Origin of the sequence: Fibrobacter sp. (genome assembly GCF_017551775.1) — a bacterium.
Taxonomy (GTDB): Bacteria; Fibrobacterota; Fibrobacteria; order Fibrobacterales; family Fibrobacteraceae; genus Fibrobacter.
The window spans coordinates 1-17036 of sequence record NZ_JAFZKX010000032.1 but is presented as its reverse complement, the minus strand read 5'-3'; the positions used below and the strand labels follow the sequence as shown (position 1 = coordinate 17036).

The window sequence follows — 17036 nt, the reverse complement described above, 5'->3', positions numbered from 1 at the left end:
ATTTATATTTCTTGCATTATGCTAGACATCTTTCTGGTCCAAATGGAAGTCGCCGCAAACGACAAGGCTAAGAACTTCGCGAAAGTCGAGGCGCTCACGCGCGATATCCGGAAAGATGCCGACGACCCGGTAAAGGGCCTGATCGTTCTCTCCGAAATGTTCGCCACGGGCTACTTGCCGCTCCATCCCGAAAAAGCGGCGGAAGATTTTTCGTCTGCAAGTACCGGCGAAACCGCACTGTTTTTGCACAGGCTCGCGCAGCAGACAGGATGCACCGTAATGGGATCCGGTATAGCCGGTTGCCCGAATAAACTAACAAACCACACCAGCGTATACACCGCAGATAGCGCAAGCGAATTCGCCTGTTACGACAAGCGGAAACCCTTCTTTATGGAGCAAGGGAAATTCATCGGCGGAAGTGATGTTAGTTTATTCAAAATAAAGGAATGGCAGATTGCGCCGACCGTATGCTTCGACCTGCGCTTTCCGGAAATCTACAGGGACGCCGTCAAGAAAGGCGCGAATCTTTTCACCGTACAAGCGGCATGGCCGAGCAAACGCGTACAGCACTGGAACACGCTCCTCAAAGCGCGCGCCATAGAGAACCAGGCATTCGTCGCCGGAGTCAACTGCGTTTCTAGCGACAGAAACTACACAGGTAATTCACAAATAATTAACCCGTTCGGTGAAGTCGTCGCGGAGGCATGCGAAAACGAAGAATGCGTCATTTTCGCGCGTATCGGCAAAGATTCCCTGGATGACTACCGCAAAGAATTCCCTGTTCTTGAAAATATCTGATGTTCTTTGCGTGACGCGCATCACGTCAAAAATCCAGCCCGTAATATTCCGTTCTGGAATACAATTTGTGTAACTCCTTACCAATCAATGCCATAGTATCATCAACATTTTTATGCGCATGTGAGCATTTATACAAACTTGCAAAAGGGCCCAAAATAGCCCTCCCATTTTCGTAAAAAAATACTATGTTTTTAATATCAAAATGATGTTAAACACCCTCCAAGAGGCTCCCATGACAACACCCGACATGAATAAGATGAACTATGTTAGGGCCCTCATAAAGGCGGGGCTCACACGCGACCTGGTACTGAGAATTACCTCCATTTCGAGCTACCAGTACACGCAGATCCAGCGCGAAGTTCTTGCCGCTTAGTCCGAGCACGATGTCGCTTATTCTTACTATTCCCGCGCAGCCCGCAACCCAGATGACGGAGAGGCAGGCTGCGCTTTTTGCATGCTACAAGGACGGTTCGCTGCTCCTCGATTCTCTCGATTACAAGAAGCCGGCACGGTTCATGCTGACCAAGGACGACGTATTCCCCTGGGACGAATTCATCGGCAAGATGCTCTACCTATGGCAACTGGGTGACTACCGCGATTTGCCGCAGCAGTTCAGGCCGCAAAAGCGCATACCGCAATTCGTGCTCGACGGCATCGGAAAAGAACCGACCGCAAGCAAGCTGAAAATCCTTGCGACCTTGCGCCAACAGGGATATTTCCCCACGCTGACGAACCGCAAGTAATATTGCTATTATTCCGCACATGGACAACATGCGGGACATCGCCAACAAGCGCTGGTTCATGGGCAAAGGCGGGAAAATTGATTTCGTCACGGAAGTGGCCCGCGCAAGCATCGCCGGAAACGCCATCGCCATTGTGCGCGTATCTTTTGATACCGGCGAAAACCGCAGCCCCGATTTATACGCAATCATCGAGAACGAAAATTGCATCGGCGGCATTCTCGAAGCCGCATTCTCCGCGCCAAGAACCCGGTTTAACGCCGGTGCCGGAGAAATCGTTTTCGAACGCATCCGCGATTTCACTGTAAATGCGCCGGAAGGTTGCGCGGAAGGCGACCTTCAGAAAAATCTCTCGGCAATCCGCCCGCTCGATGCGGAACAGAGCAATTCCGCATTCGCAAGCGACCGGCTGTTCTTCAAACTCTACCGCAGATTGCAACCGGGCGTGCATCCCGAAGTCGAAATCCTCGAGCACCTGGAAAAGACACGTTTCAGCGCCATGCCGCATTTTTATGGTTCGTGCAAGTACATTGACCCCGCGGGCAACGAATATGCGCTTGGCATCCTCGAAGAACGCGTATCCGGCATGCAGGACGCATGGGCGTTCTTTACGCAAGGCGCACAACCCCAAGAACCGCTCGTGAAGGCAGCACAGGAAACTTTCGTGAAGGCAGCACGCAGACTCGGCGAAGCGACCGCGGAAATGCACCGCGCATTGAAAGGCCTCGCAGGAACGAGCCCGCAAGCGCCGGAAATCCCTTTCGACAAGCTGGAGACTCTTATCCGGAACGCCATAAACAGCGCGGCAAATTGCGAGCAGCCCTCCGGAGGGCGCGATGCCACCGGGGCGCAAGATGCGAACGAGCATAGCATGCGCGGACATAACATACGCGAAACTCTGCAAAATGTCGCAGCGAACCTCCCGCGCCTCCGCGAAATTGCGGCAAACTCATTCAGCACGGCAGACACGCCGCTCGCCCCGCAGCGCATTCACGGGGATTATCACCTGGGACAGGTGCTCGTTTCCGACGGTGACGGTTCGCAAGCTAGGAATGCTCCGACATTCAAGATACTCGATTTCGAGGGCGAACCCACCCGCGCACTGGATTACCGCAGGGCGGTGCGTTCACCGCTTGTCGATATCGCCGGCATGCTACGCAGTTTCCAATACGCAAGCGCCGTCAGCGGGCAAGATTCCGCCCCCTGCGAACGCGCCTTCCTCGAAGGCTACGCAAATGCCGCGCACTTGGATGCCAGCGAAATCAGGCAGGCCGCAGCCCCGTACATTCTCGCAAAAGCAGTCTACGAAGCCTGCTACGAACTCGAATTCCGCCCCGACTGGTTCCGCATCCCCGCCCGCGCCCTGCTCGAACTTTCCTAATTCCCCCTCCCGCATCATTTTAAGCCTGCTTTAACATAAAGCGCCAAGCAAATATCTTTTCCAGAGATATACTTTTTCAGATCTGACATAAAAAAATTTCATACCGGAAACAAACGGTCTTATAAGTGGAAGGCGTCGGCCAAGGATGGGGAGGGTGCAGGGAGGGGCCCGTGCGGCCTTCGCAACTCCGAGCTTGGGCCCCTCCCGCATCATTTTAAGCCTGCTTTAACATAAAGCGCCAAGCAAATTTCTATATTTGGTTGCGGTATGACCGTAGATGAAATGGAAAAGCGCCTCCGCGACGAGGCCACCACGCTTTCTGAATCTGAGCCGCTCTCGAAGCTCATGCTCGAAGAGCAGGTTTTGAACCGCAAGAACTTTGCCGACATGCTTTCCGTAACGCTAGCCTGTCAGCTCGCGGGTGAAGTTATCGACCGCGCGGAACTCGAGAAAATGTTCAGCGCCCTCTACGTCAAGTACCCCGAACTGCTCGTTTCCGCCTGCAAGGACCTGAACGCGACCGTATTGCGCGACCCCGCCTGCACCAGCTACCTCGAGCCGCTCCTGCTGTTCAAGGGATTCCAAGGCCTGCAGGCCTACCGCGTAGCGCACGCCCTCTGGACAGAAAACCGCCCCTTCCCCGCGAAGATGCTCCAGAACATCGTAAGCCGCAAGTTCGGCATGGATATCCACCCGGCCGCCAAAATCGGACACGGGCTCCTGATTGACCATGCGACGAACATCGTCATCGGCGAAACCGCTATCGTCGGGAACAACGTGAGCTTTTTGCACGGCGTGACGCTCGGTGGTACCGGCAATGAAGTCGGCGACCGTCACCCGAAAATCGGCAACGGCGTAATGCTCGGTGCACACGCCCAGCTGCTCGGCAACATCCACATCGGTGACTGCGCCAAGATTGGTGCGGGCGCTGTCGTGCTTTGCGACGTGCCTCCGCACACGACATACGCAGGCGTCCCCGCCGTCGAAGTCGGCCACCCGACCGACGAAATGCCGAGTTTCAACATGCAGCAGGACTTCACGCGCGACTGCGACTAAGCCTGATTGCCCACGCAACTGAGGCCGCATGAAGCGTTCTGACAAAATCAAGTTTATCGGCGAAAAGCTGGACGAACTCTTTCCGAATCCGCCCATACCGCTGGACTACACCAGCGCCTACACGATGCTTGTCGCGGTAGTGCTCAGCGCGCAATGCACCGACATCCGCGTAAACCATGTGACCAAGGTTCTGTTCAAGGCGGCAGATACCCCGAAAAAGATGGTCAAGCTCGGCGTCGAACGCATCGCCGAAATCATCAAGCCGTGCGGTTTCTTCAACACCAAGAGCGTGAACATCTACAACCTTTCCAAGGAACTCGTCGAAAAGTTTGGCGGCGAGGTCCCGCAATCGTTCGAAGAACTTGAAGCGCTCCCCGGCGTGGGCCACAAGACGGCGAGCGTCGTGATGAGCCATATCTTCAAAATTCCCGCCTTCCCCGTCGACACGCACATCCACAGGCTCGCGATGCGCTGGGGACTCTCCGACGGCAGTTCCGTTGAACAGACGGAAAAAGACCTCAAAAAGGTCTTCCCCGAAAGCGAATGGGAAAAGCGCCACCTGCAAATCATCTACTTCGGTCGCACGTACTGCAAGGCCCGCGGGCACAAGCCCGAGGAATGCCCGATTTGCAGCATCGTAGGGCGCTAGCCGTTATTTTTCAGCAATTCGTCGAAGTAGCAGATTGTCTTTTCAAGACCTTGGCGCAGCGGGATTGTCGGTTCCCAGCCGAGAGCGCTCTTGGCCAAGTCGATATTCGGGCGGCGCATCTTCGGATCGTCACCGGGCAGCGGCTTGTACACGATCTTGCTCTTTGAACCTGTCAGGTCGAGCACTTCCTTCGCAAGTTCCAGCATCGTGAATTCACCGGGGTTCCCGATGTTCACGGGTCCGATAATCTTGTTCTGGTTCATCATGCGCACAAAACCTTCAATGAGGTCGTCCACATAGCAGAAACTGCGCGTCTGGCTGCCGTCGCCGTAAATCGTAATGTCGTCGCCCTTGAGCGCCTGCACTATAAAGTTCGATACCACGCGGCCGTCGTTCATGAGCATGCGCGGGCCGTACGTATTGAATATGCGCACGATGCGGATGTCCACGTTGTTCTGCCTGTGGTAATCCATGAACAGGGTTTCAGCAACGCGCTTGCCTTCGTCGTAGCAGCTACGGATACCGATGGGATTCACGTTTCCCCAGTAGTCTTCCGTCTGCGGGTGTACCGCCGGGTCGCCGTAGACTTCGCTGGTCGACGCCTGCAAAATGCGGGCCTTCACGCGCTTCGCCATGCCGAGCATATTGATGGCGCCCATCACGCTCGTCTTGATGGTCTTTACCGGATTGAACTGGTAATGGATGGGGCTCGCGGGGCACGCGAGGTTGAAGATGCGATCCACTTCGAGGAGAATTGGTTCCGTCACGTCGTGGCGGATGAGTTCGAAGTTCCTGTTATCGCGCAGGTGGGCAACATTCGCCATGCGGCCCGTAAAATAGTTGTCAAGGCAAATCACCTCGTGACCATCGTTCAAAAGCCGTTCACAAAGGTGACTTCCTAAAAAGCCCGCACCACCAGTAACTAAGCAACGCATCGCATCCTCTTTTGTCTATAGCCAATCATTTTTCGATTATCGTTTATCGCGAATTCATCAATCGTCCGGAGCAGAAGCGCCCACCGCCTGTTCAAGCGTGGTAAGGCCCTGCAGCGCCTTATTGATGCCGTCCATACGCAGCGTAATCATGTCGCATTCCTTCATGGCGCAACGCTTGATTTCGTCGCCGGAAGCACGCTTGATGACCAGGTTACGCACGGATTCGTTCGGAACGAGGAACTCGTAAATACCGCAACGTCCCTTGTAGCCCGAGCCGTCGCACTTGTCGCAGCCCTTGCCGTGGTAGAACTGCATATCCGGAGAAAGGTGCAGCTCTTCGCGCAGGGAATCGGAAATTTCCACGGGCTCCTTGCAGAACTTGCAAATGCGGCGCACAAGGCGCTGTGCAAGAATGCCCTTGATGGCGGTAGAAACAAGGAACGGTTCCAGGCCCATTTCCAGCAAACGCGGGAACGAACCGGCGGCATCGTTTGTATGCAACGTACTGAAGACCAAGTGACCCGTCAGAGCGGCTTCGATAGCCATCGACGAAGTTTCCTGGTCACGCATTTCACCGATCATGATGACGTCCGGGTCCTGACGCAGCAAGGCGCGGATGCCCGCCGCGAAGGTAAAGCCTGCGGCGTTGTTGATCTGTCCCTGGTTCACACCGTCAATATTAAGTTCCACAGGGTCTTCCATCGTAGAGATGTTGATCGTGGAATCCAAAATTTCTCGAATAGAAGCATAAAGCGTGGTAGACTTACCGGAACCGGTAGGACCGGTCACCAGCACAATACCGTTAGGAGCGTTAATCGCGTCGATAAACTGCTTGAGCACGCGCGGGTCGAAGCCCATGTCCTTCAGCGGGAACTGACCCGAGTTCGGGTCCAAAATACGCATAACGATTTTTTCGCAAACGCCGCGCTTGCGCAGAGAAATCGGGAACGAGCTCACACGAAGGTCAACTTCGGAGCCCTTGTAACGCACCGTAAAGCGGCCGTCCAAAGGTTTACGCTTTTCGGCGATGTCCATCTTGGACAAAAGCTTGATACGCGAAAGGATCTGCGGCATGAGGCGCGCGGGAATCGGGGCCATCACCTGCAGGTCACCGTCGATACGGTAACGGAGCTTGAGGAAGGTTTCCTGCGGCTCCAGGTGAATATCGGAAGCGTGGCGGGCAATGGCTTCGTGAATAAGCGTCGTCACGATTTTCACCACCGCACGGCCTTCTTCGTCGGAAAGTTCGGGCTCGTCGTTGCCGCCCTGGCCGCGTTCGACGGTTTCGAGTTCTTCGCCGTCCCTGCTTTCACCGATAAGTTCGGCAAGAGATTCTTCTTGCGGGCCGTGGCCTGCATACACGCGCTCGATAGCCTTCATGACGTCCGCTTCGGACGCCATCACGACGTCCACGTCCATCTTGACCTTGAACTTCACTATCTGGATAACGCGCATGTTGGTCGGGTCGGTCATCGCGAGCGTGAGCGCTTCACGCATCGTCCTGCGGTCGTCATCGGACTTCGAGATGAACAGCGGCACCACCTTGTACTGCTTGCACATTTCTTCGGGCAGGTAGCTATAGGCGTCGTTGTCTATCGAGAAGTTCTCCAGCTTCACGTAGGGAACTTCGAACTGGCGCGACAGGATTTCGACCAGACGTTCTTCGGGCATGAACCCGAGCTCCACGAGAGTGCGGCCCAGACGCTTGCCCGTAGTCTTCTGCGTCTCGAGGGCCTTGTTGAGCTGGTCCTGCGTAATGTAGCCCTGCGCAAGGAGCATTTCACCGATACGCATCTTGGTGGCGGACTGCATCTGCACACCGAGGATGCTGGTGAGGGTGTCTTCGGACACCATCTGCAGGCGTACAAGCACCTTCGCAAGCGAGAGGCCCGTGCGCTTGTGTTCCGAGATGGCGTGCGCCAACCGGTCTTCATCGAGCACATGCTGACGGAGCAGTAGCTCGCCCAAGTTTAATTTCACGTTATTTATCATAAATGAGACCAAGCCTGTGCTTTAACATACCTTTCCTCCCCGTCACGGCAACGCATACGGACGCAAGAACCATCGACTACGGTTCCGATCCTATACACGCCGCCCGGCAGGGCATCTTTTCTTTGAAATATATCATTTTTGACAGAATCGGTGAAAAGCAGTTCGTATTCTTCGCCGCCATTTAACGCAAAATCAAGAGGATCAAGGCCATAGCGCACACATAACCGCTCAACTTCGGGGTCGACCGGGATGTATCGTTCCTCAATTTCGATAGCAACTCCCGAAGAAAGCGCGAGGTGGTTCAGTTCCGAGGAAAGGCCGTCGCTTATGTCCATACAGGCCCCGCGCACGCCCATTTCGAGCAATTTCGAGCCGCAACGTTCGTCTATCGACGGGGCGAGATGGTAATCGACCAGCGCGGGGAATTCGGACCGCGCCTCCGGGTGGTTCATCAAAAGCCAGAGCCCTGCGGCAGATTTCCCGAGCGTACCCGCGACATACACGCCGTCGCCGACACATGCGCCCGAGCGCATGAGGGGGGACTGCGCACCGAGCGTGCCCAGCAGGGTCGTAGAAAGCATTCCGCAAGCGGCAGCGACAGTATCGCCCCCGACAAGCGCAATCCCCCGCTTCGCGAAGCCCTCGGCGACAGCATCGCCGATGCGCTTGCGGGTCTGTTCGTCCCACGACTTGTTGATGCAGATGCCCGAAATCGCGAGTTTAGCGACACCGCCCATCGCGGAGATGTCCGACACGTTGCTCACTATGTGCTTTTCTACCGCCTGCTCCGGAGTCGACCAGTCCATGCGGAAATGCGTCCCTTCGACAGAGAGGTCCTTGGTCACGAGCCAGCCATCGAACATGGCGCAGTCATCGCCCACGGGAAGCCAGCCCCTGTATACGGGAGGCTCCGCCCCCAACGGGAGGGACTTCTTCAACAAGGAATCGATAAAACTGAATTCGCCTAGATCCGGGAACATACTATAAATTTAAATAAGTCCTCCCCCAGGCACAAACATGCCGTGATAAAAAGCACAAAGGCGGTTTATTCCTTTCGCAGAGACACCCGAGAAACAGGCCCCGAAAAAACAACATGGCGACAAGTGGTGGATAAGTTGGCGATATTTGTGGGGTTGAAAATAAATTCTGAAAATAAGGTAAAAAATCTATTCACACTCTCCAATAAATACCTATCTTTTAGGCCATGGGACACATTTTCTTCATTTCGCCGTCTTCGCCGGGAAGCCTTGACCGGATGAGTCAGTGGACTCTCCGCTGGTTGCTCGAGAACGACATGGCGGAAGACTGCACGATGTACACCAGCAATTCCGTCGAAGAAGCTACCGGAATTCTCGAAACGGCGCTCATCGTAGGCGAAACTCCGTCCCTCATCATCTTCGACCACGCCGAACGCCCCACCGAAGTGAACCTCGCGTTCAGCAAGCGCCTCCACAGCAGCATTCCCGAATCGTGGATCGTAGAAATCGTTCCCGATTCCATGCCCATCCAGAACGACCGCGACAACAGCCTCTACTGGATCCGCCGCCCGCTCGACGAAGACGAATGGCGCGAGACGCTCGAGCAAGTGCTCCGCAAGACTCCGACCCCGCAGTGGGCGGAAGACTAGCCGCTTACGCGACAGTTCCCAGTCCTGAGTTCCTAGTTCTAAGTTTTTAGTTACTAGTATTTCCGATTACAAGAAGCTTCTTGATACCAGAAATTCTAGAAACTAGTAACTAGGAACTAACAACTTAAATATTAAATTTTACGCATGATTAAGGGTGTAAGTTACTTTGGCGTGCGCACGCCCAAGCACGTTTTGGCCGACATGGCCGACATCAAGGCGGCTGGCTTCAACGCAGTACTCCACACATGGAGCGAAGAAGACCAGCAGTACTATTACGGCACCATGAAAGAAATCGTGGATGCGTCTGCAGACATGGGCCTGAAAGTCTACGTGAACCCTTGGGGAGTGGGCCGCGTCTTTGGCGGTGAAGCATATTCCGAACTATCGGCAAGGAACCACGACTTGTGCCAGGTGGCGCTCGACGGCAAGCCGAAAGTCGCCGCCTGCCCGAACCATCCCGAATTCCGAGCCTACATGCACCGCTGGATTGAATCCGTCTGCGCGACGAAGGTCGACACGATTTTCTGGGACGAGCCGCACTTTTATTTCGAGAAGGGCGGGCTCCAAAACTGGAGCTGCCGGTGCGAAAAGTGCCGCGAAAAATTCCGCGCCAGGTTCGGCTACGAGATGCCCGCGGAACTCACTGAAGACGTGCAGAAATTCCGCGAGGACAGCCTCATCGACTTCTTGAAAGAAATGACAGAAGACGTGCACGCCCGCGGGAAGCGGAACTGCGTGTGCATGCTGCCGCCGTGGTTCCCCGCAGGTCTCGACGACTGGGGCAAAGTCGCTGGCCTTGCAAGCGTAGACGAAGTGGCGTCCGACCCGTACTGGGAACGCGGCGCCACCGAGGAATGGGTCCGAGAAAAATACGCGGAAACGGCACGCAAACTCACGGATGTCGCCGCACGCTACGGGAAGGCGACGCAAATGTGGGTGAAGGCCTACCAGATAGAAGCGGGCCGCGAGAACGACCTCGCCATCGCTGTCGAGGAAAGTCGCCAGGCCGGCATCGACAACATCTTCGCCTGGAGCTACCGCGGCACCGAAACGCTCAGTTGGCTCAAGAGCGACAACCCGGACGAAGTCGCAAGGGTATTTAGGGAAGCAATAAAATAAAAAGGGGAAATACTGATGAAGAAGTTTTTTTCCCTCTCGTTTTTAGCACTTATTTTTGCAGCTCATGCATATGCCTGGGATATGGGCGCGTATGTCGAAAATGATCGAGCCGCCAAAGGGATTAAAGATTCAACTTTTATTTGGAAAGACAAACAGGAGCAGCCTGAAGCCGTCGCCGACAGCAGCATGGCATTAACCTCAGAACAACTCAAACAGTTAACAAATGACATCAACTACCACGCCCGCCGGGGATTCTATTTTTCAATAGGATTCTCAATCGGCATCGCATCATTAAGCAATACCGAAAACGATTGGCATAACAAAAAAACAATTCATACATTTAGCGGACAATCTCTTCCTTACAACGAAAACCGGTTCGGTTATTACTTCGCCAACAGAATCTCTATTTATGGAGCTTTTGGACTCGGCATCGGATATGGGACCTTCGAAAGTTCCTCCAACGATAAGAAAGAAACAAATGCTGACGTAATGAGCATGAGGAGCCTATTAGGGCTCGGTGCAGAAATTTATCCATTCCAGGACAAAGAAAGCAATCTTTACGGCCTATATTTAGGACTTTGCGTTGGTGGCGCCGTCCAAAAGGTACAAGAACACAAGAAAGGAAATTACTTAATTGATTACACCTACTACTTTAACAATCCCTCTATAGATAGTTTCAGCAACACCTTTGCCCGTATTGAAGTGGGTTACGACTACTGGTTCAACAGGCGATGGAAAACCGGCTTTGTGTTCAGTTACGCCTTCGGCAAATATGATTCTGATGATGACGACAACCTCATCACCACAAGCCACAACTTCGATTTTACCATCAGGATAGCTCGTTAAAAAAACTTCGGCAGGAGCGAGCGCGGCACAGAGACGTTCACCTGGCTAAAAAGCGACAACCCGGACGAAGTCGCTCGGGTCTTCAGAACGGTCGTGTCATCCTGAGCTATACGAAACTTGGCAACTCTGTTGCCTTAGTTGAGTTAGGTTCGTAGGAGCAAGATGCCGCTAGGCATCGCGTCGAAGGATCCATCACTTCATCACACGAATCGTTGCATTAAATGTAGCTAGTCCTTTAGACAACGAACTGAAGCCCCGTCGCGCTTGTTGTCGTTGAGCATGCGATAGTCCTTGAGGTTGTAGTACAAGTGCAAGCGGTATGCGCTGTTGCCGCTACTGAACTCAAAGGCACCCCAGAAGTTGGCGCATTCACCATCTTGGTCGAATTTGCCATTGTACCTGCGGCCGGCAGGCAACGCAGAAAAGCCCACGCCATCCGTACCGTTGCCGTTGTCATACCAGCCCGTCTGCGACTTGAGAATTTCGCCTGCTGTCGATTCTCCGCCCACCTCGGTAAACAAGGTGTTCCATTCCTCTCGAGTCGGTAAGTGCCAGCCGTCGGGGCAAATGCCCTGGACCGTTGCCGGGAGCGTACAGGTCTTGCCGTAACCGCAGTCCTGCGGGTTTTCTGCATCGGTTGCGAGCCTCACCGAATCAATCGCCGCCGCCCAGGTGTAAAGGCGTCCTGCCACGGCGCAATTGGCAGCAACTTTGTTAAAGCACCAGCTGCGCTTCAACAGGCTCGGGGTCTTCGCGCTATCGGCATAGTTCAGGTTTTCGGCCATCCACGTCTGGTCGCCAATCTTTACGGTCTTGTAGGTTTGTCCGTCGCGGGTGTCTGTCATGATGCCGTAGGTTATATCCAAATTGAAGCGACATTTCTTAGGAATATCCCAGCTCCAGCCGTCTATTCCTTCTAAAAGCGCAGAACAACTCAGCTCAACAGACGAACTGCTAGATTCCGGGTCGGTGCCAGGAATGACGGAAGAGGAGGATTCATCCTTGACGCTGGAAGAGGATTGCACCAAGTCTATACTGCTACTGGATTCTTCGCTACTGCTCGGAATGACGGAGGAAGAGCTGAGTGGCGGCGGAAGAAGATTGTCACTGCTGCTGGAAGAGCTACTGCTGGATTCCCCGCTATCGCTGGAGAATAAATTCAACGAATCTGCGCTACTACCAGATTCCTCGATGACGTTTATGTCAGAGGACGAAGAACTCAGAGTGACGGAAGAGGAGGATTTCGCCGAGTCAATGCTACTGCTGGAGCCTTTGACAGCACTCGAGGAAGAATTCGTCTTGTTTGTACTGCTGCTAGAGGTTGTTTCGTCCTTGCAGTCCTCGCAATGGCGTGAAGAGGAGGATGTTTCGTCCATTACGCTAGATGAAGAAAATTCGTCATCATCAACAACCCAATCGCCGTTTTTGCAGACGTAGGCGGTCTTTTTGTCCTTCACATAAGCTGTTGCGCCTTCACGTTTGTCGCTACAAACCAGCAGATCATCAAACGAATCCACGATAATGTCAGACACTTCTGCAGGTTCAGTACCCTTAGATGAGCTGCTGTCGCCGCCACAGGCTACGAGGAAAAGCAGGCAAGAAATTGCCGCGGTCGTTACTCGCCCTCGCAATGACATACAAGGCGAATGCCGCGACAGTCTGTTTACAAGACTGGCATGGCTGAGCCGCCGAGTCATGCACTTGTGCAATGACATTCTAAACATACTTCCTCCTAAAATTAGTCCTTGAGGCAACGGACTGAAAATCCGTGGTCCTTGTAGTCGTCGCCCAGGCGCGCATCGTTGTAGTCGCTGAACAAGTACATGTCGTACGCGTAGTCGCCACCGCCCTCTGTAGAACTCCAGAAGTAGGCGAAGTCGCCCTCGTCGTAGTAATGCCCAACACCATGCATGAGGCCAGCAGGGAGCGCCGAGAACCCGAAATCATCCGTGCCGTTGCCATTGTCGTACCAACCGGACGTGGACTTGAGTTCTGTTCCGGCGATCGATGCGCGCACCGCCATGAACAGGATATACCATTCCGTATGCGAAGGCAAATGCCAACCTTCAGGACAAACTCCACGCACCAAGGTCGCTGAGTCCGTCGAATCGACATCACATTTCTTGCCATAGCCGCAGCCCTTGCCGTTCGTGCTCCATATGCCCGCACTGTCCATCGCCGCGGCCCATGTGTAAAGGCGCCCGTACTTTTCACAATACTCGGCAGAATCGTTGTAGCAGAAACTATTATCCGTTTCGTAGTTAAGGTTCTCCGCCATCCATACCTGATCGCCAATCTTCACAGTCTTGTATGTCTGACCATCGCGGTCATCCTTAAAGCAGTTCTCATCTGTCTCGACATTACATGGCACCCTTATATATTCCGAGCTGCTGCTAGACTTAGTGCTGCTACTGGACACGCTTGTCTCGCTATCGCTCGACTTCGGTGTGACGCTGGACGAAGACTCGTCATCGCAGTCCTTGCACACGCTCGAAGACGAACCGTCCGAAGGACGAGTCGCGAAATCGCCGTCGTCGTCACCGCAAGCGACAAACATCGCGGCACAAAGAAACGCCATGGATCCTATCAGTCGCCTACGGCTCCTTCCAGGATGACACCGAAAAAGCATCATGTTTCCTCCTATTACCTGCATAAAATATAAGAAAAGCCCTCAAGTGAGAGTCGCGGCGGCAAACTTGTTTGCCGATATGACCGAACGCAAGAGCGGACACCGTAGGCGTCAAAAAGCCTCGTCGTAAGGACGAGGCGAAATTTGTATGGATCCTATCGCGCTACGCGCTCCAGGATGACACGCTAAAATTACCGTGAGCAACAAACGCTCGGTATTAACCGAGCGTGGTTGCGAGAGCGAGTGAGGAACCGGAGGTTCCGCACCCGAAACGACGAACGAGCGGTCTTATTTTGCGCGTTCGAGGTAAGAACCGTCGCGGGTATCCACGCGGATCTTGGTGTTGTTCTCGATGAACAGCGGGATCATCACCTTGGCGCCGGTTTCGAGGATGGCTTCGCGCATCACGTTACCGCTGGTGTTGCCCTGAACTGCCGGAGGAGCTTCAACGATCATGAGGTCGACGAAGGTCGGCGGGATAACTTCGATCGGGAGGGTAGAGCCCGTCTTCGGGTCCTTCCACCAGGTCACTTCGACGGTAGCGCCGTCAAGGAGCCAGACTTCGCAGCCATTGAGAGCTTCCTTGGAGATTTCCATGGTTTCCTGAGTGGTGTTGTCCAGGAAGTACCAGGTAGAACCGTCGTTGTAAAGGTAAGTCATTTCGGTGTAGGTCACGTCGGCTTCTTCGACAGTGTCACCGCTCTTCCAGGTACGTTCGAGCGTACGGCCGGTCACCAGGTTCTTGATGCGAACGCGGTTAAAGGCCTGGCCCTTACCCGGCTTCACGAACTGGTTTTCGATGATTTCGTACGGCTGACCGTCAACCATAATCTTGAGTTTCTTGCGGAATTCGTTGGTGCTTACAGTACCCATATTATCCTCTTGTTGATTTTGATTCTAAATTTAGCAATATAATGGACGACGCCGAAAAAGTTTTCACGCAAATTCCCGAATTTTTAGAGTATCTGGGCACAGGATGTGCGGAAGCCATCGCAAACGCAGCCACACCCGACAAACTGGACCTGAGCCCCAAGTTTCCTTTCCTTTGCTCGAAGCACTACGCCGACCTCATCAAGAAGGCCAGCGAGCCCGAAGCCCTGCTACGCGAAATTTTGCCAACCCGCGACGAACTCGCGAACGTTCCCGGATTCGTAGACGACCCGGTGGGTGACCTGCCCGCGGGCAAGGCGGATTGCGTCATCCAGAAGTACGACCGACGGGCGCTGATTGTCTCGACCGCAACCTGCGGTGCCCGTTGCCGCTTCTGTTTCCGCAAGAACTATCCCTTCCAGAGCAATCCCGACGTGGCCAAACAGGTAAGCGACTGGCTCGACACGCATAGCGATATCTGGGAAGTAATCCTTTCGGGCGGCGACCCGCTCACCCTAAGTCCAGGGAAGTTCCGCGACCTCGTGGAAGCTATCGCCATGCACGGCTCGGTCACCACGCTCCGCATCCACACGAGGCTCCCCGTAATGCGGCCCGACCTCGTAATGCAGCACTTCGAACTCTTGCGAGAACTGTCCGCACGCTTCGAATGCGTGCTCGTATCGCACGTGGACCACCCGGACGAACTCGACGAAGAATCGCAGGTCGTTTTCGGACAACTTAAATTTTCCGGCTGGACGCTTTTGAACCAGAGCGTGCTATTGAAGGGCGTAAACGACAACGCGAAAACGCTGGAATCCCTGAGCCGCAGGTTGTTCATGCAGGGAGTCCTCCCCTACTACCTGCACCAGCTGGACCATGCGAACGGAGTCGCGCACTTCGAGGCCAGCGACGAAACAGCGCTCTCGCTTATTGCCGAAATCCGCAAGCGCCTGCCCGGCTACCTCGTGCCGAAACTCGTCCGCGAAATCGCCGGCGAAAAAAGCAAGACGCCGATATTCTAGCCATTCCCAGCAACCGGCCAACATTGGCACGGTTATTGCAATATACTCCGCGAAAGCATAGCGGAGGCGCACGTTTTGTTTCATTTTGAAACATTTGTTGCGTTTCTTGCTTCAAATTTTAACGCAAACGGAGATAAATAATGGCAACAGAGAAGATGGAATTCCAGACCGAAGTTCGCGACATGCTGAACTTGATGATCAACTCCCTTTACAGCAACAAGGAAATCTTCCTCCGCGAACTCGTTTCGAATGCGGCGGATGCGCTGGACAAGCGCCGTTTCCTTTCGCTCTCGAACGCAGAACTTTTGCCCGTGGGCACACAGCTCCGCATCGATATCTCGGTGAACAAGGAAGGCAAGCGTATCGTTGTGGAAGACAACGGTATCGGCATGAACAAGGAAGACCTGATCAACTGCCTGGGTACCATCGCCCGTAGCGGCACCAAGAACTTTATCAAGAACCTCAAGGAAGGCGACAAGGGCAGCGTCGATCTCATCGGCCAGTTCGGTGTGGGTTTCTACTCCGTGTTCATGGTCGCGAAGAAGGTCGAAGTCCTCACGCTCAAGGCCGGCGAAACGCAGGGTTACCTGTGGGCCTCCGAAGGCACCGGCGACTTCGAGATTTCCGAAGCCCCGCTCGACAAGGTCGGCACCAAGATTACATTGTACCTGAAGGACGACGAGGACGCCGAAGACTTCGCGAGCGAATGGAAAATCAAGGACATCGTGCAGAAGTACAGCGGCTTTGTCTCTTACGGCATCTACTTCCACCCGGAACCGACGAAGAACGACAAGGGCGAAATTGAGAACAAGCCCGAAGAACGTTTGAACGAAAAGCAGGCCCTGTGGCGCCAGAGCGAAAAGGAAGTCACCGAAGAACAGTACAAGGACTTCTACAACGTCATCAGCCACGAAGCCGACGAACCGGCCGCCTGGAGCCACAGCCACGCCGAAGGTTCCCAGGAATTCTGGAGCCTCGTCTACATTCCATCCAAGGCTCCGTTCAACATCTGGCACAACGACGCCTTGCATGGCCTCAAGCTCTACGTGAAGAAGGTCTTTATCATGGACGACTGCAAGGACCTGCTGCCGCCTTGGCTCCGCTTTGTGCGCGGCGTGGTGGATAGCGAAGACTTGCCGTTGAACGTGTCCCGTGAAATCTTGCAGAACAACAAGATCATCACCAACATTCGCAAGCACGTGATCAAGAAGGTGCTCGACTCCCTGCAGAACATGGCCGATAAGGACAGCGCCAAGTACAACGCCTGGTGGCGCGAACTCGGCATGGTGCTGAAGGAAGGCTTCTACATGAACTGGGAACATCTTGACGAACTCAAGAAGTTGCTCCGCTTCGAAAGCACCAAGACGGAAGG

The 17036-nt window shown here is 54.2% G+C and carries 17 protein-coding genes; 11 read left to right on the top strand and 6 right to left on the bottom strand.

Features of this window, described 5'->3' with window-relative positions; all coding sequences use genetic code 11:
* The first annotated feature begins 18 nt into the window (after positions 1-18).
* From IK012_RS03915 to nth, 6 genes are all read left to right on the top strand, one after another.
* The gene (locus tag IK012_RS03915; protein WP_290950801.1) at positions 19-798 is read left to right on the top strand and encodes a nitrilase-related carbon-nitrogen hydrolase; all 780 of its coding nucleotides are present in this window, start codon (positions 19-21) and stop codon (positions 796-798) included.
* A 232-nt stretch (positions 799-1030) separates the two neighbouring features.
* Positions 1031-1171, top strand: coding sequence for a hypothetical protein (locus tag IK012_RS03910; protein WP_173342944.1), 141 nt, complete (start codon positions 1031-1033; stop codon positions 1169-1171).
* A 10-nt stretch (positions 1172-1181) separates the two neighbouring features.
* Complete coding sequence (locus IK012_RS03905) at positions 1182-1541, top strand: hypothetical protein (RefSeq protein ID WP_173383247.1); 360 nt, start codon at positions 1182-1184, stop codon at positions 1539-1541.
* 19 nt (positions 1542-1560) lie between these two features.
* A complete protein-coding gene (locus tag IK012_RS03900; RefSeq protein ID WP_290950794.1) occupies positions 1561-2919 on the top strand; it encodes a phosphotransferase in 1359 nt (452 codons plus the stop codon).
* Positions 2920-3186: 267 nt separating this feature from the next.
* Positions 3187-3975, top strand: a complete 789-nt coding sequence (cysE, locus tag IK012_RS03895; protein ID WP_173383249.1) for a serine O-acetyltransferase — start codon at positions 3187-3189, stop codon at positions 3973-3975.
* Positions 3976-4003: 28 nt separating this feature from the next.
* The gene (gene nth, locus IK012_RS03890) at positions 4004-4624 is read left to right on the top strand and encodes an endonuclease III (RefSeq protein WP_290950789.1); all 621 of its coding nucleotides are present in this window, start codon (positions 4004-4006) and stop codon (positions 4622-4624) included.
* Here the strand turns inward: nth and IK012_RS03885 are convergent.
* Genes IK012_RS03885 through thiL form a run of 3 tightly spaced genes read right to left on the bottom strand, consistent with a single transcriptional unit; the run spans position 4621 to position 8531 of the window.
* Positions 4621-5559, bottom strand: a complete 939-nt coding sequence (locus IK012_RS03885) for a UDP-glucuronic acid decarboxylase family protein (RefSeq protein WP_290950786.1) — start codon at positions 5557-5559, stop codon at positions 4621-4623. The genes nth and IK012_RS03885 overlap by 4 nt on opposite strands.
* 57 nt (positions 5560-5616) lie before the next feature.
* The gene (locus IK012_RS03880) at positions 5617-7539 is read right to left on the bottom strand and encodes a GspE/PulE family protein (RefSeq protein WP_290950784.1); all 1923 of its coding nucleotides are present in this window, start codon (positions 7537-7539) and stop codon (positions 5617-5619) included.
* Positions 7540-7547: 8 nt separating this feature from the next.
* Entirely contained in the window at positions 7548-8531 is a 984-nt protein-coding gene (gene thiL / locus IK012_RS03875; RefSeq protein WP_290950781.1) for a thiamine-phosphate kinase, read from the bottom strand.
* 224 nt (positions 8532-8755) lie between these two features.
* On the opposite strand from thiL, the gene IK012_RS03870 reads away from it, so the two are divergent.
* The 3 genes from IK012_RS03870 to IK012_RS03860 all read left to right on the top strand — a co-directional run bounded on the left by IK012_RS03870 (position 8756) and on the right by IK012_RS03860 (position 11143).
* Entirely contained in the window at positions 8756-9178 is a 423-nt protein-coding gene (locus IK012_RS03870) for a hypothetical protein (RefSeq protein WP_290950777.1), read from the top strand.
* Between the two features lie 144 nt (positions 9179-9322).
* Entirely contained in the window at positions 9323-10297 is a 975-nt protein-coding gene (locus tag IK012_RS03865) for a hypothetical protein (protein ID WP_290950775.1), read from the top strand.
* Between the two features lie 15 nt (positions 10298-10312).
* Positions 10313-11143, top strand: a complete 831-nt coding sequence (locus IK012_RS03860; RefSeq protein ID WP_290950773.1) for a hypothetical protein — start codon at positions 10313-10315, stop codon at positions 11141-11143.
* Positions 11144-11370: 227 nt separating this feature from the next.
* On the opposite strand, the gene IK012_RS03855 is transcribed toward IK012_RS03860, so the two are convergent.
* From IK012_RS03855 to efp, 3 genes are all read right to left on the bottom strand, one after another.
* Entirely contained in the window at positions 11371-12780 is a 1410-nt protein-coding gene (locus IK012_RS03855) for a fibrobacter succinogenes major paralogous domain-containing protein (protein ID WP_290950769.1), read from the bottom strand.
* A gap of 101 nt (positions 12781-12881) precedes the next feature.
* Positions 12882-13721, bottom strand: coding sequence for a fibrobacter succinogenes major paralogous domain-containing protein (locus tag IK012_RS03850; RefSeq protein WP_290950766.1), 840 nt, complete (start codon positions 13719-13721; stop codon positions 12882-12884).
* A gap of 339 nt (positions 13722-14060) precedes the next feature.
* A complete protein-coding gene (gene efp / locus IK012_RS03845; RefSeq protein WP_290950763.1) occupies positions 14061-14645 on the bottom strand; it encodes an elongation factor P in 585 nt (194 codons plus the stop codon).
* 41 nt (positions 14646-14686) lie between these two features.
* Between efp and IK012_RS03840 the strand changes: the two genes are divergently transcribed.
* Positions 14687-15664 (top strand): KamA family radical SAM protein, encoded by a 978-nt coding sequence (locus IK012_RS03840; RefSeq protein ID WP_290950760.1) that lies wholly within the window; start codon positions 14687-14689, stop codon positions 15662-15664.
* A gap of 140 nt (positions 15665-15804) precedes the next feature.
* Positions 15805-17036, top strand: a 1232-nt coding sequence (gene htpG / locus IK012_RS03835; RefSeq protein WP_290950757.1) for a molecular chaperone HtpG, incomplete at its 3' end; no start/stop codon positions are given.

Bases quoted from the DNA above. Each gene is read 5' to 3' on its own strand.
- IK012_RS03870 (WP_290950777.1), top strand. From the start codon at position 8,756: ATGGGACACATTTTCTTCATTTCGCCGTCTTCGCCGGGAAGCCTTGAC.
- IK012_RS03905 (WP_173383247.1), top strand. From the start codon at position 1,182: ATGTCGCTTATTCTTACTATTCCCGCGCAGCCCGCAACCCAGATGACG.
- IK012_RS03885 (WP_290950786.1), bottom strand. From the start codon at position 5,559: ATGCGTTGCTTAGTTACTGGTGGTGCGGGCTTTTTAGGAAGTCACCTT.
- nth (WP_290950789.1), top strand. From the start codon at position 4,004: ATGAAGCGTTCTGACAAAATCAAGTTTATCGGCGAAAAGCTGGACGAA.
- IK012_RS03850 (WP_290950766.1), bottom strand. From the start codon at position 13,721: ATGGCGTTTCTTTGTGCCGCGATGTTTGTCGCTTGCGGTGACGACGAC.
- thiL (WP_290950781.1), bottom strand. From the start codon at position 8,531: ATGTTCCCGGATCTAGGCGAATTCAGTTTTATCGATTCCTTGTTGAAG.
- IK012_RS03910 (WP_173342944.1), top strand. From the start codon at position 1,031: ATGACAACACCCGACATGAATAAGATGAACTATGTTAGGGCCCTCATA.
- IK012_RS03855 (WP_290950769.1), bottom strand. From the start codon at position 12,780: ATGTCATTGCGAGGGCGAGTAACGACCGCGGCAATTTCTTGCCTGCTT.
- IK012_RS03900 (WP_290950794.1), top strand. From the start codon at position 1,561: ATGGACAACATGCGGGACATCGCCAACAAGCGCTGGTTCATGGGCAAA.
- efp (WP_290950763.1), bottom strand. From the start codon at position 14,645: ATGGGTACTGTAAGCACCAACGAATTCCGCAAGAAACTCAAGATTATG.
- cysE (WP_173383249.1), top strand. From the start codon at position 3,187: ATGACCGTAGATGAAATGGAAAAGCGCCTCCGCGACGAGGCCACCACG.
- IK012_RS03915 (WP_290950801.1), top strand. From the start codon at position 19: ATGCTAGACATCTTTCTGGTCCAAATGGAAGTCGCCGCAAACGACAAG.
- IK012_RS03865 (WP_290950775.1), top strand. From the start codon at position 9,323: ATGATTAAGGGTGTAAGTTACTTTGGCGTGCGCACGCCCAAGCACGTT.
- IK012_RS03840 (WP_290950760.1), top strand. From the start codon at position 14,687: ATGGACGACGCCGAAAAAGTTTTCACGCAAATTCCCGAATTTTTAGAG.
- IK012_RS03860 (WP_290950773.1), top strand. From the start codon at position 10,313: ATGAAGAAGTTTTTTTCCCTCTCGTTTTTAGCACTTATTTTTGCAGCT.